A 19496-nucleotide genomic window follows, 5' to 3' on the forward strand; every position below is an offset into this window, starting at 1 on the left:
GGAGGGCAGCCGTTCAGCAGAGACGATCGATAATCGCTGAAAATTCCGGATATTTTTCAAGAAGGGGTTCTTTTGCGGCAAAGGAGAAATCCCTGAAGTCGAAACCGGGAGCGACGACACAGCTGACAAGGCTGTATCCTTCCTCCGGAGCCCTCTGCAGCGGGTGACAGGCGCCGAACCAGCTTTCCGCGGCAACAGCCGCCTGCAGCAGTTCACCCCTGTCCGGCGAACAGCCAAGGGTGAACGAGGATGGCGGGCCATCGGGAGGGAAAACATGGACATCGAGCGGTTCGCCCGCATGGAAAAACCAGAGTTCGTCCGAATGAATGCGGTGCAGCCGCGACCGTTCACCTGTTTTCAGAAGGTAATGGATTGCGGTCGCATAATTGCGGGGTCCCCGGAAAGGACCGGCGTCGCTGAAATCGTACGACGGTCCGCTCCTGTAGGTTTCCCGGTAGAAGCCCCCTTCGGGATGCGCTTCGAGCCCGAGCCTCTCTATCCAGAAATCAGCTGCCGGCATGCAGTTTTTCCCGGATTTTGGCGGTTTTCTGTCGGGATGCGTCGGCAAGTTTCAGGCGGAACCCTTCAAGCGCCTCCATGATCGAACTGTCGGAAAGCGCCAGGATTTCCACGGCAAGCAGCGCCGCGTTGCGGGCGTTGTCGATGCCGACCGTAGCGACGGGAATGCCGGCAGGCATCTGTACGATCGAATAGAGTGCGTCCTGTCCGCTGAGCTTTTTGCTGAAAATCGGCACCCCGATTACCGGCAGGATGGTCATGGCCGCCGTGACGCCCGGCAGGTGAGCCGCTCCGCCGGCGCCCGCGATAATGATTTTGAGTCCGCGGCTTCTTGCTGAAGCGGCGTACTGTTCCAGATCCTGCGGCGTGCGGTGTGCCGAGATAACCGAAACCTCGAAGGGTACGGCGAATTCGTCGAGCACGTGGCAGGCCTCTTTCATGATGTCGAAATCTGAATCGGAACCCATGAGAATGCCGACCAGCGGCGTGTTGTCCTGCGTCATAAAAAAAGGTGGCTCTGGCGGGACGGGGAGCGTGCCGCCGGTTTACAGATGTTTCTGAAATTGTCGAGTTTTATGTATTTTACGAGATGGAATTTTAAAAATAATACATGCAGAGGAAGATTACAATGGCAACGAATCTCGCAGTCAAGTACAGCAATCCCGGTCCGCGTTATACAAGCTATCCGACCATTCCTTCCTGGAGCAGCGACGGCGTTACCCAGGAGCAGTGGAAGGATGCCATGGTGAAAGGTTTCAACGACAGCAACGAGACCACCGGCATCAGCATGTACATTCACATTCCCTACTGCGAGAACTACTGCTATTTCTGCGGCTGCAACGCGCACCGCACCCAGGACCACTCCTTCGAGGAACCCTATCTCGAAGCGCTTCTGAAAGAGTGGCAGATGTACCTCGACGTATTTCCCGGCACCCTGAACGTCAAGGAGCTGCATATCGGCGGCGGAACCCCGACCTTTTTCAGCCCGGAAAACCTCACCCGTCTTGTCGAGAATCTTTTCAGTACCGTCAACCGGATGGACAATTACATGTTCAGTTTCGAGACCAATCCCCGCTCCACCTCCAGGGAGCACCTCGAAGCGCTCTACAGTGTCGGTTTCCGCAGAATGAGCTTCGGTATCCAGGATTTCGATCCCGTGGTGCAGCAGGAGATCAACCGTCCCCAGTCCTTCGAGCTGGTCAGGGAGAAGGTGGACCTTGCCCGCCAGATCGGGTTTACCTCGGTGAACTTCGATCTCGTCTACGGCCTGCCGAAGCAGACGCTTGCGACCATCACCGACACCGTCGACAAGGTCATGCAGCTCCGGCCCGACCGCCTTGCCTTTTACGCCTACGGTCACAACCCCCACATGTATGAAGGGCAGCGCAAGTTCAGGGAAGAGGACCTTCCTGTCGGCGACGTCAAGCAGGAGCTTTACGACAAGGGTCGCGCCATGCTCGAATCCATCGGCTACCATGAAATCGGCATGGACCATTTCGCGCTTGAGGGCGATTCGCTCTATCTGGCGGCCAAAGAGGGCACCCTGCACCGGAACTTCATGGGCTATACCGAAAACACCACGCAGATGATGATCGCCCTCGGCGCATCCTCCATCAGCGACACCTGGTACGCCTTCGCGCAGAACGAGCGCGGCGACCAGAAGTACATCGAGGAGATCAACAAGGGCCGCTTCCCGATTCTGCGCGGCCATCTGCTTACCGACGAAGATCTTGTGCTCCGCCGCCACATTCTCAACCTCATGTGCCGTCATGAGACTTCGTGGGAAGATCCGAAAATGTACACCGAAGAACTCGACATCGCGCGCTACCGGCTCGAGGACATGGAGAACGACGGCATGGTGGTGCTTCTGGAAAACGGCGTGCGGGTGACCGACATCGGCATTCCCTTCCTCCGGAACATCTGCATGGCTTTCGACGCCCGTCTCTGGCGTTCCGACAGCCTGTCGAAGGCATACAACGTATCGAGGGATATCCAGAAAGAGTATATCGAACGAGCCCGTCAGGCCAAGGCCGGGCAGCAGGTCGGCTGACAGCTGAAATGCAGAAAAAGAAAAAAGGGTGATGGCAGTCACCCTTTTTTTATGTCCCCATCATCAGGTACAGGTATGAAAAAAACAGTCAGAATAGGTTTTCTCGGCAGCGGATGGGCGCAGGTTGCCCAGGCTCCGGCTTTTTCGCTGCTCGAAGATGTCGAGCTTGCCGCCGTGGCAAGCCCGACCGAAACGCGCCGCCGCAAGTTCATGGACCGTTTCGGCATTCCCGAAGGGTATGCCGACTGGCGTGACCTGCTCGATCTCGATCTCGACCTGGTCTGCGTGACCACCCCCCCGTTTATGCATGCCCCGATGGTTACGGCGCTGCTTGAGTGCGGTAAAAGCGTCCTGTGCGAGAAACCCTTCGCACTTACGATGCAGGAGGCTACCGCCATGCATTTTACCGCGCTCCGTTCTCCGGGTCTTGCCCTGATCGACCATCAGCTGCGGCTGCATCCGGCCGTACGGTGCATGAAGCAGATGATCGACAGCGGAGAGATCGGCAAGGTGTATGAAGTCCGCGCCGTCGTCAACCTTGCCACCCGCAACCAGCCGGAACAGCGCCATTCGTGGTGGAGCGACGCAGCGAGAGGGGGCGGGGCGCTCGGCGCGATAGGTTCGCATCTCATCGATCTGAACCGCCATCTTGTCGGAGAGATATCGGAGGTCTGCTGCAATCTCGCAACCTCGATTCCGCAGCGTCCCGATGAAGAGGGCAAGCCCAAAGCGGTCACCTCCGACGACAGCTTTGCCATGTTCATGAAATTCGGTCCTTCGTCGATAGCGCTCAATTCCCCTTCACTCATGCACGTCACGACGGTCGGTTCCTATACCTGGTTATCCTTCGAGGTGGTCGGCAGCATGAAGACCATCCGGCTCGACGGTGCAGGAAAGCTCTGGGAGATCGCCAACGGCGAGGCAAAGGGGGGGCGCAGTCTTATCGATGCGCCGCGCTGGAAGCAGATCGAGCCGATGCTTCCGTGGGACGAACTGGTGCTTCAGGAACGCATAAGGCTTTCGTCGCTTGCCATGCATGGCGTTTTTGCCGTGGGTTTCGCATTTCTTGCAAACAGGATCGTCAGGGCGCTGCGCAACGGCGAACAGAAGCTGTACGATGCCGCCGGTTTTGCCGATGGCGTGATGACCCAGAAAATTCTTCACGCCGCTGCCGAATCGAACCGGCAGCGGCAGTGGATAAAAGTATAGACGCCTATGGACTGGATGCTGCTTGCTGCCGCCGGATGCCTTGAATGTGTGTGGGCTGTCGGACTGAAATATACCGAAGGGTTTTCCCGCCCGCTGCCGTCGCTGCTTACGCTCGGGGCGATGATCTGCAGTTTCTGGCTGCTCTCGATCTCCATGAAAACCATACCGGTCGGAACTGCCTACGCGGTCTGGACCGGTATCGGGGCAGCCGGAGTTGCCGTTGCCGGAATCCTGCTTTTCGACGAACCCCGCGATACGCTGCGCATTCTGTGTCTTTTGCTCATCGTTGCCGGCGTTGCCGGATTGAGAATTTTTTCCCGATAAAGTTTTTCGTCCCGGCCGGCAACTGTGGATTTTTTTATAAGCGATCCGGCTAATTTTAATACATTGATTCAAGCGCTTTCTTGCGCAACCCCAAAGCCCCCGATCAGTTACATCGATATGTCAGCAGGATGATTGTTTTCGGACAATCGGATGCCTGCCGCTTTTTTCCTGTTGCGTGTGGCCCTCTTGCCCAGGTGATGTTTTTTGTTGAAAAAAGCTTGATGAAGATTGTTTTTGTGCCGCAATAACCAGTACAAAAAAGTTCAGAAAGGTTTTTCTGATGAAGCAATACTTTTCCGGCCGTCCTGTCGCCGTTATTCTTCTGCTCGGAGGCCTGATCTTTTCAGGTTGGTCGATCTATCTGTCGGACCGTCAGCTGCGTTCCGAACTGCTCACGGAAATGGAAACGGCATCGCAGAGCATCAGCCATATTCGGATCGGTGCGTTAAGCGCAAGTGCGGCAGATGTTGATAATCCGGATTACCAGGAACTGAAAAACAGGCTTCTGCTTGTATGCAGGCTGAAAGAAAAATGCCGGTTCGTCTATCTTATCGGCCTGAAACCGAACGGCAACGTTTTCTTTTATGCGGATTCGGAACCGCCCGGTTCATCCGAGATGTCCCCCCCCGGTCAGTTATATCATGAAGCATCCTCCCTGCTGCAACATGTTTTTGCCGAAGGAAAGGCCGCTGTCGAGGGCCCTGCACCCGATCGATGGGGCGTATGGGTAAGCGGGTTTCTGCCGATCGTCGACAAGGAGCGAGGAAAGGTCGTCGCGGTACTGGGTATGGATATCGACGCTGCCGACTGGGCGTGGGAGATCGCGTCCCGCTCTGCACTGGCCATCGGCAGCATGATCGTCATATCGATTGTTATCACAAGTGTTTTTCTTTCATCGCATCGTTATGCCCGGAGCATAACGAGTCCTGTTCTCGGCAGGCTTCTGCCTTTTCTTGTTCTGGTTCTCGTCGTTTTCGTATCGGTGTTCGCCTCGCTGCTCTGGTTTTTTCAGGAGAGGCGCTTGCAGGAGATGGTTCACCAGACGGACACCGAAGTGCTGAATGAGTTCAGGAATGCCCTGCTTGTTCAGTCCGAAGATCTTGAAATAGCCATGAACATGATCAGGATCGATACGACCGTTGCCGATGCGATCGTCAGCCGCGACATGATGCTTCTTTCCCGCAAATACCGGACGCTTTCCGATTATATGCGCAGGAAGCACGGCGTTTCCTATTTCTGTTTTTCCGACTCTTCCCGAAGATGCCTGATGCGTTTTGACAATCCGGGCAGGAGGGGCGTGCTCAATAACCGGTTTACCATTCTTGAAGCACAGAAAACGGGCAACATGATCACCGGACTCGAACTCAATGCCGAGGGGATGATGACGTTGCGCGTCGTACAGCCGGTCTTGCAGCGCGGCAGTATCGTCGGGTATATCGATTTCGCCAAAGAGATCGAGGCGGTCGTAGGCAAGGCGCATTACCCCCGGGGGCTCGCCGTAGCTTTTTTTCTTGACAAGCGCCTTGTCGAGAGAGCATCATGGGAAGCCGGGATGCGGCGCTACGGAAGAGATGCCGATTGGGAGCGTTTTGCCGACAGGGTTCTCGCCTATACGACGCTGTCGGATTTTCCCGGAGTTTTTGACTCCGCCCTTTCAGGCCGAAACGTCCGGAAGCAGGTTCATTCAGGCGAAATCGGGTGGAATGGAAAACCATGGATGGTCAGGGCGCTTCCTCTTGACGATGTGTCGGGAAAAACGATCGGCACCATGCTTGTCCTCCAGGACGTTTCGGCACATAAAACCGCTTTTTTCCGGATGCTCTCCCTCTCCGGCATTTCCCTTGTGGTTATTCTGACCCTGCTTTTCGGTCTCCTCTATATTGTGCTCAAACGGATCGACAGGGGGGTCATCAACCGTGAACGTGAACTGTTCGAAAGCAGGGAGCGGTATATGCTTGCCGTAAAAGGAAGCAACGACGGCATATGGGACTGGGATATCAGACGAGGTACGCTTTTTCTTTCTACGAATTTCATAAGCATGACCGGTTACGACGATGCGGCCTTTACCGGCATGTACGAGTCGTTTGAGGAGAAACTCCATGTTGAGGACAAGCCTGTTTACCGGGAGCATCTTGAGCGCTATCTCAAGGGAGGGATGCCGGTATTCAGCGTCGAGTTTCGTTTTCTCCGGCCAGACGGCTCCTTTCTGTGGCTGTTGGGCAGGGGTGAAGCTCTCCGTGACGAAATGAACCGTCCCTGCAGGATGGCCGGTTCGTTCAGCGATATCACCAAAAGAAAAAAAACCGAGGAAGAGCTCCGTCACCGGTCGGCATTTCAGCTGTTACTGATGGAGCTTGCCATCGGTTTCGTCAACAAGCCGCTTGTCGAGCTTGACCTTTCCATCAACAAGGCTCTTGCGCTTGTCGGAGAGTTTCTCCGGGTGGACAGGGCCTATCTTTTCAGGTATGATTTTGAAAAAGGCACCATGAGCAATACGCATGAGTGGTGCTCGGAAGGTACCTGCCCGGAACTGAACCATCTTCATGAGCTGCCGAATGCAAGCATTCCCGAACTGGTTGCAACGCATCTTAAAGGGCGTATCGTCCATATTCCGGATGTCCAGGCGCTTCCGGAAGGGGACCTCCTGAAATCTCATCTCGCATCGCAGAATATCAGGTCCATGATTTCGCTTCCTCTCGTTTACGGGGAGCGGTGTTTCGGTTTTACGGGATTCGATGCCGTGAAGGGGAAGATGGTTTGGGGAGAGGAGGAGATCTCTCTTTTACGCTTGTTGACCGAACTGTTCACGAATGCGGAGCTCCGCTTCCGTCATGAAACGGCCCTCATGGACGCCCGTCATGCAGCTGAGGCGGCTAACCAGGCCAAAAGCGAGTTTCTTGCCAATATGAGTCATGAAATACGTACTCCGATGAACGGCGTGCTCGGCATGACCAGATTGCTGCTCAACACGCCCTTGAGCGAGGAGCAGCGGAATTATGCCGAAACGGTACGGGCGAGCGGAGACGCGCTGTTGACGGTCATCAACGACATTCTCGATTTTTCGAAGATAGAAGCGGGGAAAATCGAATTCGAGGAAATTGTTTTCAACCTTCGCACCCTGCTCGAAGACATCGCTTCGATCATGGCTGTCAAGGCTGAAGATCAGGGTCTTGAATTTATCTGTGTGGCGCTTCCGGACGTGCCGGTGCATGTCAAAGGTGATCCCGACAGAATCCGTCAGATTCTGACCAATCTGGTGGGCAACGCCATCAAGTTCACGCATGAAGGGGAGGTTGCCGTTTATGTGACGCTGCAGAGCGAAACGGAGGGGGACGCCCTGCTGCGTTTTTCGGTAAAGGACACCGGTATAGGAGTTTCTCCGGACAAGCTCGACAAACTCTTCAGAAGTTTCACCCAGGTTGACGCATCCACGACCCGGAAATACGGCGGGACAGGTCTGGGGCTTGCGATCAGCCGTCAGCTTGTCGAACTTATGGGCGGAAAGATAGGCGTCAACAGCGAAGCGGGCGGCGGTTCGGAATTCTGGTTCACCCTTCCGCTGAAGAAAAACGTTTTTTCGGCTGAGGATGTCTCCTCTATCCAGTGCACGATTTCAGGCACCCGCATCCTTGTCGTCGATGACAGTGATGCGAATCGCAGGATGCTGAGCCTGTTGCTTTCATCCTGGGGGATCAGGGTATCCGATGTCGCTTCGGCAGCGGAGGCTCTTGACGTGCTTGAAAACGCCGTCGCCGGAAATGACCCTTTCAGGGTGGCGCTCATTGACAGGGCGATGCCCGAAACTGACGGATTCATGCTGGCAGGCTCAATCACCGGCGACCCCCGGTTTGGTGATACCGCCCTTTTTCTGATGGAGCCACTGGGGAGCCGCACCGAAGGCGGCGAACTTCAAAAGGCGGGATTTTCCGCATCAGTGGCCAAACCGATACGGCAGTCGGAGCTGTTCAACGCCGTTGCCGAAGTGCTGTTTACGGGCGAGAGAATTTCGGGACTCATAACGTCTCCGAAAAACGCCCGTTCGGGCGAAGCCAGACCTTTTCCTGAAGCCGGACCGTCGATGGCGGATAACGCAGCGGTACGGATTCTGCTCGCAGAGGACAGCAGGGTCAACCAGATGGTTATGATGGGCATTCTCGGCAAACTCGGCTACACCGTCGATGTGGTATCGAACGGACTTGAGGCTCTGGAGCGGCTTCGTACGGCAACCTACAATCTTGTCATCATGGATGTCCAGATGCCGGAAATGGACGGTATGGAGGCAACAAGGGTGATCAGGGATCATGCCTCGGATGTCGCCGATCATGCCATTCCGGTTATAGCCCTCACGGCTCACGCCATGCGGGGCGACCGTGAACTCTGCCTTCAGTCGGGCATGAACGATTACATCACCAAGCCGGTCGATCCGCATGCCATGGCGGAAACAATAAAAAAATGGATATAAGCGTTTCCTGAGCGTCGCTCCTACGAAGCCGCTTTTTCCCATTCGGCAAAGAGCCTGTCGAGTTCGCTTCCGAGGGAGTGGTACTCGTCAAGGGTTTTTTTCGTTTCCTCCGGTGACTTTCTGTAAAACTCTTCGGAGGCCATGACGCTCTCCATGGCCTCTTTCTTCTGTTCGAGCGCCTGAATGCTTTTTTCGATCGACTCGATCTTCCGGTGGTTCTTTTTTGCCGGTGGAGCGGGTTTGGCCTTCGGGATCTCCCGGCTTTTTGCTGCCGCCGCCAGTGTTTTCAGACGCGCATTCTCCCTCAGTCGCTCCTCTTCAAGGGCTTTTTCGGCCTTTTCCAGGTATTCGGCGTAGGTTCCGTGGTAGAGCTGCAATCCGCCGTTCTTTATTTCGATCACCTTGTTGACCAGACTGTCGAGGAAGTACCGGTCGTGGCTGACCAGAAGAAGCGTGCCGTCATAGTTTTCAAGCGCATCGATCAGCATCTCCTTTGAGCGCATGTCGAGATGGTTGGTGGGCTCGTCCATGATCAGGAGGTTCGACGCCTGAAGCAGGATGCGGGCCAGGGCGACGCGCGATTTTTCACCTCCCGACAGTACCCCGATTTTTTTTTCGATATCCGGGCCGCTGAAGAGAAAGCAGCCGAGGATATCCCGTATTTTTTTCTGGGCCTCCGACGTCGGGGCTGCGTCGAGCATCTCCTTGTAAACGGTTTTGTCCGGATCGAGGTTTTCGGTCTGGTGCTGGGCGAAATAGTTCAGGCTGACGTTGTGTCCGGTCGAAAGCTTCCCTTCGAAATCGATCTCTCCGGCCAGTATTTTGCAGAAGGTGGTTTTTCCTGCACCGTTCGAGCCCACTATGGCGATCCGGTCACCTCGCAGGACATCGAGATCGATATTGCAAAGCACCTTCTTGGGGGTGCCGTCCGGCAGCGTGTAGGTTTTGCCGATACCTTCGAGCCGCATGACCTCCCGGCCTGACGGATTGGCTTTCGGAAACCGGAAGGATATCTGCGAGAGATCCTCTTCCGGCGCCTGCAGCCCCTGCTCGAGTTTTTCAAGCTGGCGGAGCCGGCTCTGCGCCTGCCGTGCCTTGGTTGCCTTGTATCGGAACCGGTCGACGAACGCCTTCAGGTCGGCCATCTTTTTTTTGTCGTTTGCGTACCGGCTCATCATAAGCTCGTAGCGGGCGGCTTTTTCCTTCTCGTAATAGGAGTAGTTTCCCTTGTACTCCTCGATGCGCTGAAAGGCGATCTCAAGGGTTCTCGTCGTCAGCTTGTCGAGGAAAAACCGGTCGTGCGAGACGATGATGCAGCTGTGTTCATAGTTCTGCAGATAGTTTTCCAGCCAGCGAAGCGAGTCGATATCGAGATGGTTCGTCGGCTCGTCGAGCAGGAGCAGGGTAGGGTTCTGCAGGAGAAGGCGGGTGATGAGCAGTCGCATCTGCCACCCTCCGGAAAACGCCTTCACTTTCTTGTGGAAATCCGTTTCGCTGAAGCCGAGTCCCGAAAGCATCTTTTCTGCCTGGGCGCGCATGGTGTAGCCCCCGTGGTGCTCGAAATCGTGCATGGCATCGGTAAACCGTTCGATCAGACGGTGGTAGGCCTCGCCGGCATGATCCTGATCCGGCAGCGCAAGCTCATGTTCGAGTTTCGCTATGGTTTCCGAAAGCTCGAACAGACGGATGTTGGCATGCATGGCGTACTGCAGGGCGGTTTTTTCCAGATCCCGGTCGAAGGATATCTCCTGGGGCAGGTAGCCGATGGTCGTATCCGCGGATTTCAGGAACTGCCCCCCGGTAACCATCGTGCTTTCGGATGACGAGCCGCTGATAAGTTTCAGGAGGGTTGACTTGCCGGTTCCGTTCATGCCGACCAGCGAAACGCGGTCGCGGTCGCCGATGCGGAATGATGAATCGCCGAGCAGCTCCTTGGTGCCGACGCTGAGGGAAAGATTTCGGGCTTCGAACATACAGGAAAAGGTCTGTTTTGCAGTCGTTATGCTTCACGCCGATGATCACCGGCATGATGGTGAAGATACGATATTTCATGCATCGGCCATGCTTTTCGGGCAAGGGAGGAAAAAAGGCGGCCGTCGGGTGTTACGGATGCATGAACAGGAGAGGGGTTTTGAGGCCCATGTGGTTATATTCCTGACGTGGTTACCGTTATCGATTTTTTGCGTTTCCGTCAATGGCAAGCTTCTTCAGGGAAAGAGGACTCATGAGGCCATCCGAACTGCTCGTTATCGTTGCCTACGGCTTGTTTTTAGCCGGTTCTGCCCGTTCTTTCAGAACCGGGGGAGATCTCTCTTCGCGACTGGTCATGACGGTTGCCGTGCTGCTCGACATGCTGGCCGCACTTCTCCCTTCGATCGGTTTGCAGGCTCCGCTGCCGCTCTCTGAAGAACGCAAGCCGCTCATCGGCGCAGCGGTGCTGACCGGTATTTTTGTATGGGTGCTTTTCGGCACATGCCTTGCCGTTTTTTCGTCGAAGCGCCCGGGATGGTATCATGGACTTGTCCTTGTCATTGAAATCGTGTGGTTCATCGATGTGATGATGTTCATGTACGGCGCCTGCATGTAGGGTTCGTCCCTTCGGTTTTTTTCCTGGAGGCAGGATTGTTTTTCGGGCGAGGGTACAGATGAGCGCAAGAATTTCAATAAGTTGCCGTCATACGAGTTGAAAAGCCTCCGGAGAGAACCGGGAGGCGAAATTACGGATTGTTTATGAACAGAATCTTTCCTGTCGTCAGGGTCGGCATCATTTCACTGTTGACGCTGCTTTTTTCCCCTGTTCCGCGCTCGCTCCACGCCGCCGAGGTGCTGACCTGGCAGCAGTGCGTCGAAGAAACCAGAAAAGCTCATCCCGACCTCTATTCGGCTCTTGCTGCAATGCAGCAGGCGGAAGCCGACAGACGCATCACCAAAGGACAGCTTCTTCCCCAGCTCAGCGCCAGTTTGAATGCCGCCCAGAGCGGCACTTCCGAAAAAAACATCGGCTCCTCATCGGCACTTTCCTGGTCGCTGGGTGCAAAGCAGCTGCTCTATGACGGACGGAAAACCTCCAGGCAGGTCGCTGCCTACAAAGAGGCCGAAAAGGCAGCCGGACACAACTACAGTGCGGTCTCCGCCGATGTGCGTTTCGCCCTCCGCTCGGCCTTTACCGACCTGCTCAAAGCCCAGGATCTGGTTGGCCTTTCAAGGGAGATTGCCGAGCGCAGAAGAAAGAACGTCCGGCTCATAGCCCTGCGTTATCAGGCAGGCAGGGAGCATATCGGTTCGCTCCGCAAGGCCGAGGCTGATCTCGGCGAGTCGGAGTTCGAGGTTTCACGCGCCCAAAGAGGTCTCGTGCTTGCCCAGTCCCGACTCGCTTCGGCTCTCGGCCGCGATCAGCATAGCCCGATCAGGGTAAAGGGTTCGTTCACCACCGGCGATCTTTCCTCCGTAAAACCCAATCTTGCCCAGCTTGCCAGGAACACTCCTCTGGTACAGCAGCTCGAAGCGAAGAGAAAAGCAGCCCGTTACGATCTCGACGCCGCAAAAGGGGCGTTTTCTCCCGAACTCTATCTTACCTCCTCCATAGGCCGAAGTGCTTTTGATACCCTGCCTCCCGACGAGGTCGACTGGAACGCGGGTGTTGAATTTTCCCTGCCGATATATGGCGGCGGCACGGGCCGGGCAAAGGTCGCGAAGGCCATGGCGGTCGTCAGCCAGCAGAATGCCGAAGAGAAAAGCGGCTATCTCCAGGTGTTCGATACACTGGAGGAGAGCTGGAAGAGCTTTATGGATGCCCGGCAGTACGTTGCCGTGCAGCGGAAATTTCTCGATGCAGCCGTTGAACGAGCCTCGATAGCCAATGCCCAGTATTCGAACGGTCTTATCTCGTTTGACGACTGGGTGATTATTGAAGACAATCTGGTAAGTGCAAAAAAACAGTTTCTCGATGCCGGCGCGGATCTTCTGACTGCCGAAGCCGGATGGATACAGGCAAAAGGAGGAGGACTCGATGATCAGTAGAAACAGGATGGTTCTTGCAGGAGCGATAACGCTGCTCGTTCTGGGTGTTGGAGCATTTTTCCTTTTCAGGGGTTCCGGAACCCCGAAAGAGAGTTACAGGGAGATCTCCGCTGTACGCGGTATCATCAGGTCCACTGTATCGACGACAGGCGTTGTCGAACCCCGCAACCGTCTGAAAATCCAGTCTTCGATTGCCGGACGGATCGAGGAGATCCGGGTCGATGAAGGACAGCTGGTGCGCAAAGGCCAGGTGCTTGCCCTGCTCAGTTCCACCGAACGGGCCGCGCTGCTCGATGCTGCAAGGCTGCAGGGAGACAAGGAACGCTCCTACTGGAACAGCGTCTATCGGGAAACGACCGTCATCGCGCCGATCGACGGTCAGGTCATCGTGCGCAGTGTCGAGCCCGGCCAGACGGTAACTACCAGCGATTCGCTGTTTGTGCTCTCCGACAGGCTTATCGTCAAGGCGTACGTCGATGAAACCGACATCGGCAGGGTGAAAATCGGTCAGAGGACGATAATCGGGCTCGACGCCTATCCCGAAATAAAGGTGAACGGCGTTGTTGAGCATATCTACTATGAATCCCATCTGCAGAACAACGTCAACATCTACTATGTCGATGTGATTCCCGAAACCATTCCCGAGGTCTTCCGTTCGGGCATGAGCGCCAATATCGATATTATCGTCAGCGAAAAAGAGCATGCGCTGCTTCTTCCCGCAAATGCCGTTCAGACCAGGAACGGAAAAGCCGTGGTGCAGCAGAAAAGCGGGAGAGCCAAAAATGGCGTGGCATACAGGACGGTCAGAACCGGCATGCAGGACGACGTCAATATCGAGATTCTCGATGGTCTGGGGGAGAACTCCGTCGTGCTGGTCAGGGACACTTCGTTCGCGCTCCCCGAAAGCAGCGGCGGCTCGAATCCTTTCATTCCCAAGCGGAACCGGTCGACGAAATGAAACCTGTCATTGAATTGCGGGATGTTCACCGGACCTACCATATCGGTGAAAGCACGGTTCACGCCCTGAGGGGAGTCTCGCTCACGGTGGAGCAGGGCGAATTCGTCGCCATCATGGGTGCTTCCGGGTCGGGCAAATCCTCGCTGCTTCAGATTCTCGGGCTGCTGGACAACCCCGACAAAGGCGAATACCTGATTTTCGGCAATAACGTCAACCAGCTTTCCGAAGACGAGCAGGCAGGATTGCGCAACAATCTGGCCGGCTTCGTGTTCCAGCAGTTCCATCTGCTCCGCCGGATGAGCATTGTCGACAATGTCCGCCTTCCGCATATCTACAGCGGCCTCAAAGGGGATTTCCGGCAGGAGGCCGTCAGGCGGCTCGCTCTTGTGGGGCTTGAACACCGGATTGGCCATACGCCGAACCAGCTTTCGGGCGGCGAGCAGCAGCGGGTGGCCATCGCCAGGGCGCTGGTGCGCGACCCCCTGATCATTTTCGCCGACGAACCCACCGGTAACCTCGATACGAAGAACTCGGCCGAAATCATGAAGATACTCAAGGGGCTCAATGAAGAGGGGAAAACCGTCATCATGGTTACCCACGAGCCCGATATCGCCGCATATGCCGAAAGGGTGATCACCATGCGCGACGGGGTGATCCTCTCCGACGAGCGCCGGGAAGGAGGCATACGTCCGGCGGCCACCGGGGCCACGGACGCTTATGAACTGCATCTTTCCGGAGGAGCGCCGCTCTGGAGCGACGGCCGTTTCGTGGGGTTCATGGCCCAGGCATTCCAGTCCATTCTCGCCAACAAGATCCGTTCGCTGCTCTCTGTTCTCGGCATCCTTGTCGGTGTTGCGTCGGTCATTGCCATGATGGCGCTTGGCGAGGGCGCCAAATTCGCCATGCAGGAACAGCTCAAGTCGATGGGCTCGAATCTGCTCTCCATACGGGGCGGATCGGCCAAAATCAGGGGTGCGGCACAGGGCGCCGGAGCGGTAACCCGCTTTACGATGAAGGATGTCGAGGCGATAGCGGCCCTCGCCCCGCTGGTCAGGAATGCAACGGGAGTGGCAAGCGGCAGCGGGCAGGCCGTTTTTGAAAACAACAACTGGAGCACAAATCTTGAAGGAGCCGGCTACGATTACGCCGTCATGCGCTCGACTACGCCCTCGATCGGGCGGTGGTTCACCAGGGAGGAACTGCAGCGGCGCGAAAAGGTGGCGATTGTCGGCGTTACGGTGGTAAGGGAGCTTTTCGGTTCAGCCAATCCCATCGGTAAAACCATCAAGATCAACCGGATCAATTTCAAGGTTATCGGCATCGCTCCCGCAAAGGGGTTTTCCGGTCCGCGCGACGAGGACGACATCGTGATCATTCCCGTCACGACCGCCATGTACCGCGTGCTCGGCAAGGATTATCTTACCAGTATCTACGTTGAGGCCAGTAATCCCGCACAGATTGAGGCTGCAGAAAACGCCATCGACGAACTGATCCGCAAACGGCACCGCCTAAAAGCCGACGACGATACCTTCAACATCCGCGACATGACGGAAATCCAGAAGATGCTCTCGAGCACCACCGAAACCATGAGCATGCTGCTTGGTTCCATTGCCGCCATATCGCTTCTTGTCGGAGGTATCGGCATCATGAACATCATGCTGGTTTCGGTAACCGAGCGTACCCGCGAAATCGGGCTGAGGAAGGCTATAGGGGCTCGAAAAAACGATATCATGCTGCAGTTTCTCGTGGAATCCGTCGGCATGACCATCAGTGGCGGGTTGATCGGGATTATGACAGGAATAGGCATTTCTCTGCTCCTGTCGTTTTTTGCCGGATGGGCCGTGAAAACTTCGCTGCTTTCCATTTTCCTTGCCACGGCTTTTTCCGTCATGACCGGACTTTTTTTCGGCTTGTGGCCTGCCCGGAAAGCTGCGGATCTCAAGCCTGTAGAGGCTTTGCGCTATGAATAGCATGCTCCGTGAAAAAAAAGATTTTTTTTGTGCAAGATTCAGGGAGCTATGCCGTCTTACTCTATGAAGGCACGATAAAACGGTTTCGTGTTTTCACCCTTAGGTTAGTTGTGTGTGGTTTGTGTGTTGTGTGGTGTGGAATTTCGGTAATCAGTCGGGTTTTCTTTGATGTGTTGTTGTGGTTACGAAGATGAACGGAACAAAGGCGTCTCTTTTACTCTGTAGTTCAAGTTGAAGCGGGGCCCTGAATGGTAGGCGATGTAAGATTGAAAACCAGGCTGATGACCGATTGGAACAGCGAAGAGCTTGAGTAGGGCTCTTCGCTGTTTTTTTTATGGGCAAAATATCCTCCGGCATTCGATGCGGCGGATCGTAAAACGGGAAAACCCCTGCATGAGCCTTTCATGCAGGGGTTTTCGATACCGGGGCGGTCGGGCGGAGCGCCCTCTCTCCTCAGGAGGCGGCCAGCGCCTGATTGACCTTTGCTGCAGCATCGTGCAGGCCGTTGGCGGCAATCAGGTTCAATCCTGATTCGTCGAGCATTTTCTGGGCGATCTCGGCGTTCGTGCCCTCGAGGCGGACAATGACCGGAAGATTGAGACCGATTTTCTGGGCGGCCTGGATAATGCCACCGGCAACACGGTCGCAACGCACGATTCCGCCGAAGATGTTGACGAGAATGGCCTTGACGTTTCCGTCGCTCAGAATGATCTTGAATCCCTCCTCGACGGTCTGGGGGCTCGCTCCACCGCCTACGTCGAGGAAGTTGGCGGGTCGTCCGCCGGCAAGCTGGATCATGTCCATGGTTGCCATGGCAAGACCAGCGCCGTTGACCATGCAGCCGACATTGCCGTCGAGACGCACGTAGTTGAGGTTCGATTTCGAGGCTTCCACTTCAAAGGGGTCCTCTTCGTTGGTATCGCGCAGTTCAAGAAAATCCTTGTGGCGGAAGAGCGCGTTTCCGTCAAAATTGATTTTTGCGTCGAGGGCAAGCACCCGGCCCTCTCTGGTGACGACAAGCGGATTGATTTCAGCCAGCGACGCGTCGATGCTCATGTAGGCGTTATAGAGCGCGGTGATGAACGATACGGCGTTTCTGAACTGTTCGCCATCGAGGCCGAGGAAGAATGCCGCCTGGCGGGCCTGAAAGGCCTGGAGGCCGTAGAGCGGGTCTACCTGGATCTTCAGCAGCTTGTCGGGGGTCTCTTCGGCGACCGTCTCGATTTCCATACCGCCTTCGGTCGAGACCATCAGTACGTTTCTTGAAGTGGAGCGGTCGAGGGTGATGCCTACATAGAACTCACGGTCGATGTTCATGCCCTCTTCCACCAGCAGCCGGCTTACCAGCTTTCCTTCAGGACCGGTCTGATGCGTCACCAGGGTGGCTCCAAGCATCTGGGTTGCGATGTCACGGGCTTCATCGGGCGACTTTGCAAGTTTAACGCCTCCGGCTTTGCCGCGTCCTCCTGCATGAATCTGGGCCTTGACAACCACGACAGAGCTGCTCTGTTCTTCAAAAAGCTGCACGGCAGCCTGCTTTGCCTCTTCAGGCGAAAAAGCAACGATGCCCTTGGGCACACTGACCCCGAATTTTTTCAGGATATCTTTGCCTTGATATTCATGAATGTTCATATTACTCAGGTAACTGTTGTAAGGTTAATACTGCGCCGGCCGAGTGAACCGGAGAAACGGGGCAAGGAAAACTTAAGTATACTGAATTTTACCCTTTTACTAAAGCTTTGAAGTTACACATATGCACAATTTGAACTTTTATATGGAATATGCCCTCAGGGAAGCGCTGAAAGCATACGAGAAAAAAGAGATTCCTGTAGGGGCGGTCGTTTTCGACAGCAACGGGAATATTGTCGGAAAAGGATACAACCAGGTTGAAGCGCTCTCCGACGCCACAGCCCACGCCGAGATGATCGCGCTTACCTCAGCCATGGCAACGCTCGGGAACAAGTATCTCGAAGAGTGCACCCTTGCTGTAACCATGGAGCCTTGCCCCATGTGCGCGGGAGCGATCGTCAATGCCAAACTGGGTCGCCTTGTTTTCGGAGCTTACGATCCGAAGATGGGCGCATCGGGAACGGTTCTGAACATCACCGGCTGCAGGGAACTCAATCACCGGCCGGAAGTGATCGGCGGCATCATGGAAAACAGGTGTTCGGAGCTGCTTCGCGATTTTTTTGCTGAACTTCGTCGTCGGCAGCGCTTTGATTCTTGAAGTAATTGTATTACTATGTAAAAAATAGTACTTATGTAATTGCTGTCGTTTTTTGCCTGAATACGCAGGGTGTCCTTCAGGCTGACGTGTATTTCAGTCGCTGTCGATTATAACCACACTAACGGAAGAGGTTATATGGGCGAATCATGCAGAACGGTATTCGAGTTGCAGGACACGGTATACCGTATCGCGTTGTGGATGACCGGTTCAAAAATACTGGCTCGGGAGCTTGTTGTCTGGACCTACCGCGATGTCGGTGTAGAGACCACCCTGAACGAACTGTTCAAACGCTTCAGGGCATACTATTTCAGCAATTTCAGCATCGATCTCTTTTCCTGCTTTCTGGATACGGGGTGCAAAAGAGCGCACGACCTGCAGGACGATTCCACCGGCCGCGACTACGACGACATCAAGCTTGCCGTCCTGTTCGCCGACATGTTCGGCCTGACCTGCAACGAGATAGCCGAAATCAACGGCACCGACCTCGATACCCTGAAAATATGGCTCTGGTGGGGCAGGAAAACCTTCGTCCTGCAGCTTCCCGAGTATTAGCCTCCGCACCCTCCGCAAGGAGGACTCCCTTTCTTTTTTTCCTCGTTCCGAACTCTTTTTCTCGGGCTGTAGCTGCATCCGGCTCCCGTGGTGCGCATTTTTCCGTGCGTATCCGGCAACCCTCACTCGTCGTTCTTCTCGACCGAAATGTTCTCCCTGATGATGCTCTTGAGGGAGCTGGCAAGGTGGGAGACGATGTCCTGGGCGATGTTGCTGCCGACCGACGGTGCCTGGACGGTGTCGAGGCTTTCGATGCCGGCTTTCTTGACCGAGTTGCTGATGGTGACCGAGAGTACGGGGTTGCACTCCCGCACGATCTCCTTGAGCATGAATGATGCCTCGAACATCCCCTGCTGGGTGATCTCCCTGCGGTCCTCTTCGGAGAGCATCTGGCAGTGCCGTATGGCGATCATGCCGGCAAGGCAGGTGAGATAGGTGTTTGTGGCTCCCGCAAGGAAAAGGTTCATGAAGAAAGGCGTGAGCAGGTTGCCGCCGGGCAGCAGCGATGAAAGGGTGTTGCTGAAGGAGGACTGGATGATCGGCTTGATATGGGCGGGAATGTCCTCCCGCCTGAAGTCCGAGAGGGGGAGGCAGCGGTAGACCGAGCGGACCAGCCCGACGAACTCCATGGCGTTATGGGTGCGGTGGTGGATCTTGTAGATGTTCCATACCGTCTTGAGGATGTTTCTGAGCGAGGTGGTGGTGCCGTAGGAGGTGTTCTGTGCGAATGCTCCCACGAAAAAGTTCTTGGTGGCGATCTGCTTGGTTTTGTTGATCGCATCGACCTCGAGCAGTTTGAGGTTGGCGCGCAGCCAGCGAAGATCCTTCTCCTTGCGCAGCGGTTCGGGGTGCATGGAGTGCGCGGGAAGCGTCCGGCAGAGAAAGGCAATCCAGGCCGGAAAGTTTTTTGCGGTTTCGTTGAGCGGCAGCGGCGGGTGCGGTGCGGTGCTGAAGAACCGGAATCCTGAAACGATCGCAAAAAGCATGAGGGCGCCCGAGAAAGCAAGAAACGCGTAGCCCGCATAGGGGTGCAGCGTCGAGAGCAGGGCGCCGAAAGCAGCAAGCTGGTTCAGGGCGAAAACCCCGAGCAGCAGGAGCAGTGCCGCGAGTGCGGACCCGAGAAAGACGAGGGCTTTTCTTTTCATACCGGAAGCCTGATGATCGTGGATGGACGAACCCTGTTTCAGGTACTTCTTTCAGGTAAT

15 protein-coding genes are annotated in these 19496 nt (G+C 55.5%); 10 read left to right on the forward strand and 5 right to left on the reverse strand.

The window, feature by feature from the left end; all coding sequences use genetic code 11:
* Nucleotides 1-13: 13 nt before the first annotated feature.
* On the reverse strand, nt 14-520 hold the full coding sequence (locus tag WBP50_RS04015; protein WP_423931843.1) for a cupin domain-containing protein: 507 nt from the start codon (nt 518-520) through the stop codon (nt 14-16).
* Nucleotides 507-1022 (reverse strand): 5-(carboxyamino)imidazole ribonucleotide mutase, encoded by a 516-nt coding sequence (gene purE / locus WBP50_RS04020; RefSeq protein WP_423931844.1) that lies wholly within the window; start codon nt 1020-1022, stop codon nt 507-509. Before purE ends, WBP50_RS04015 begins: the two co-directional genes overlap by 14 nt.
* Before the next feature lie 125 nt (nt 1023-1147).
* Here purE and hemN point away from each other — a divergent pair, with 125 nt between their 5' ends.
* The 4 genes from hemN to WBP50_RS04040 all read left to right on the forward strand — a co-directional run bounded on the left by hemN (nt 1148) and on the right by WBP50_RS04040 (nt 8564).
* Nucleotides 1148-2569 (forward strand): oxygen-independent coproporphyrinogen III oxidase, encoded by a 1422-nt coding sequence (hemN, locus tag WBP50_RS04025; RefSeq protein ID WP_423931845.1) that lies wholly within the window; start codon nt 1148-1150, stop codon nt 2567-2569.
* A gap of 75 nt (nt 2570-2644) precedes the next feature.
* The gene (locus WBP50_RS04030) at nt 2645-3778 is read left to right on the forward strand and encodes a Gfo/Idh/MocA family protein (RefSeq protein ID WP_423931846.1); all 1134 of its coding nucleotides are present in this window, start codon (nt 2645-2647) and stop codon (nt 3776-3778) included.
* Nucleotides 3779-3784: 6 nt separating this feature from the next.
* Nucleotides 3785-4102: a quaternary ammonium compound efflux SMR transporter SugE gene (sugE, locus tag WBP50_RS04035; protein ID WP_423931848.1), complete on the forward strand. Its 318-nt coding sequence runs from the start codon at nt 3785-3787 to the stop codon at nt 4100-4102.
* A gap of 280 nt (nt 4103-4382) precedes the next feature.
* Complete coding sequence (locus WBP50_RS04040) at nt 4383-8564, forward strand: response regulator (RefSeq protein WP_423931849.1); 4182 nt, start codon at nt 4383-4385, stop codon at nt 8562-8564.
* 20 nt (nt 8565-8584) lie between these two features.
* On the opposite strand, the gene WBP50_RS04045 is transcribed toward WBP50_RS04040, so the two are convergent.
* Nucleotides 8585-10537 (reverse strand): ABC-F family ATP-binding cassette domain-containing protein, encoded by a 1953-nt coding sequence (locus tag WBP50_RS04045; RefSeq protein WP_423931851.1) that lies wholly within the window; start codon nt 10535-10537, stop codon nt 8585-8587.
* A gap of 221 nt (nt 10538-10758) precedes the next feature.
* On the opposite strand from WBP50_RS04045, the gene WBP50_RS04050 reads away from it, so the two are divergent.
* From WBP50_RS04050 to WBP50_RS04065, 4 genes are all read left to right on the forward strand, one after another.
* Entirely contained in the window at nt 10759-11151 is a 393-nt protein-coding gene (locus WBP50_RS04050; protein WP_423931853.1) for a hypothetical protein, read from the forward strand.
* 143 nt (nt 11152-11294) lie between these two features.
* Nucleotides 11295-12584, forward strand: coding sequence for a TolC family protein (locus WBP50_RS04055; RefSeq protein ID WP_423931855.1), 1290 nt, complete (start codon nt 11295-11297; stop codon nt 12582-12584).
* Entirely contained in the window at nt 12574-13542 is a 969-nt protein-coding gene (locus tag WBP50_RS04060; RefSeq protein ID WP_423931857.1) for an efflux RND transporter periplasmic adaptor subunit, read from the forward strand. The genes WBP50_RS04055 and WBP50_RS04060 overlap by 11 nt, the downstream gene beginning before the upstream one ends.
* Nucleotides 13539-15512, forward strand: a complete 1974-nt coding sequence (locus tag WBP50_RS04065) for an ABC transporter permease (protein ID WP_423931858.1) — start codon at nt 13539-13541, stop codon at nt 15510-15512. The genes WBP50_RS04060 and WBP50_RS04065 overlap by 4 nt, the downstream gene beginning before the upstream one ends.
* 453 nt (nt 15513-15965) lie before the next feature.
* Here WBP50_RS04065 and sucC read toward each other — a convergent pair whose 3' ends face one another.
* On the reverse strand, nt 15966-17144 hold the full coding sequence (gene sucC / locus WBP50_RS04070; RefSeq protein ID WP_423931860.1) for an ADP-forming succinate--CoA ligase subunit beta: 1179 nt from the start codon (nt 17142-17144) through the stop codon (nt 15966-15968).
* Nucleotides 17145-17265: 121 nt separating this feature from the next.
* On the opposite strand from sucC, the gene WBP50_RS04075 reads away from it, so the two are divergent.
* The gene (locus WBP50_RS04075) at nt 17266-17739 is read left to right on the forward strand and encodes a nucleoside deaminase (protein ID WP_423931861.1); all 474 of its coding nucleotides are present in this window, start codon (nt 17266-17268) and stop codon (nt 17737-17739) included.
* Between the two features lie 135 nt (nt 17740-17874).
* Nucleotides 17875-18291 carry an RNA polymerase subunit sigma-24 gene (locus WBP50_RS04080; RefSeq protein WP_423931862.1) on the forward strand — a complete coding sequence of 139 codons (417 nt, stop codon included), beginning with the start codon at nt 17875-17877 and terminating at the stop codon, nt 18289-18291.
* 122 nt (nt 18292-18413) lie between these two features.
* On the opposite strand, the gene WBP50_RS04085 is transcribed toward WBP50_RS04080, so the two are convergent.
* Nucleotides 18414-19436: a hypothetical protein gene (locus WBP50_RS04085; RefSeq protein WP_423931863.1), complete on the reverse strand. Its 1023-nt coding sequence runs from the start codon at nt 19434-19436 to the stop codon at nt 18414-18416.
* Nucleotides 19437-19496 lie beyond the last annotated feature (60 nt).

The organism is Chlorobium sp. (genome assembly GCF_049593655.1).
Classification (GTDB): Bacteria; Bacteroidota; Chlorobiia; order Chlorobiales; family Chlorobiaceae; genus Chlorobium.

Coding starts and splice junctions, on each gene's coding strand:
- WBP50_RS04050 (WP_423931853.1), top strand. CDS start 10,759: ATGGCAAGCTTCTTCAGGGAAAGAGGACTCATGAGGCCATCCGAACTG.
- sucC (WP_423931860.1), bottom strand. CDS start 17,144: ATGAACATTCATGAATATCAAGGCAAAGATATCCTGAAAAAATTCGGG.
- WBP50_RS04040 (WP_423931849.1), top strand. CDS start 4,383: ATGAAGCAATACTTTTCCGGCCGTCCTGTCGCCGTTATTCTTCTGCTC.
- WBP50_RS04015 (WP_423931843.1), bottom strand. CDS start 520: ATGCCGGCAGCTGATTTCTGGATAGAGAGGCTCGGGCTCGAAGCGCAT.
- hemN (WP_423931845.1), top strand. CDS start 1,148: ATGGCAACGAATCTCGCAGTCAAGTACAGCAATCCCGGTCCGCGTTAT.
- WBP50_RS04030 (WP_423931846.1), top strand. CDS start 2,645: ATGAAAAAAACAGTCAGAATAGGTTTTCTCGGCAGCGGATGGGCGCAG.
- sugE (WP_423931848.1), top strand. CDS start 3,785: ATGGACTGGATGCTGCTTGCTGCCGCCGGATGCCTTGAATGTGTGTGG.
- purE (WP_423931844.1), bottom strand. CDS start 1,022: ATGACGCAGGACAACACGCCGCTGGTCGGCATTCTCATGGGTTCCGAT.
- WBP50_RS04080 (WP_423931862.1), top strand. CDS start 17,875: ATGGGCGAATCATGCAGAACGGTATTCGAGTTGCAGGACACGGTATAC.
- WBP50_RS04075 (WP_423931861.1), top strand. CDS start 17,266: ATGCACAATTTGAACTTTTATATGGAATATGCCCTCAGGGAAGCGCTG.
- WBP50_RS04060 (WP_423931857.1), top strand. CDS start 12,574: ATGATCAGTAGAAACAGGATGGTTCTTGCAGGAGCGATAACGCTGCTC.
- WBP50_RS04065 (WP_423931858.1), top strand. CDS start 13,539: ATGAAACCTGTCATTGAATTGCGGGATGTTCACCGGACCTACCATATC.
- WBP50_RS04055 (WP_423931855.1), top strand. CDS start 11,295: ATGAACAGAATCTTTCCTGTCGTCAGGGTCGGCATCATTTCACTGTTG.
- WBP50_RS04045 (WP_423931851.1), bottom strand. CDS start 10,537: ATGTTCGAAGCCCGAAATCTTTCCCTCAGCGTCGGCACCAAGGAGCTG.
- WBP50_RS04085 (WP_423931863.1), bottom strand. CDS start 19,436: ATGAAAAGAAAAGCCCTCGTCTTTCTCGGGTCCGCACTCGCGGCACTG.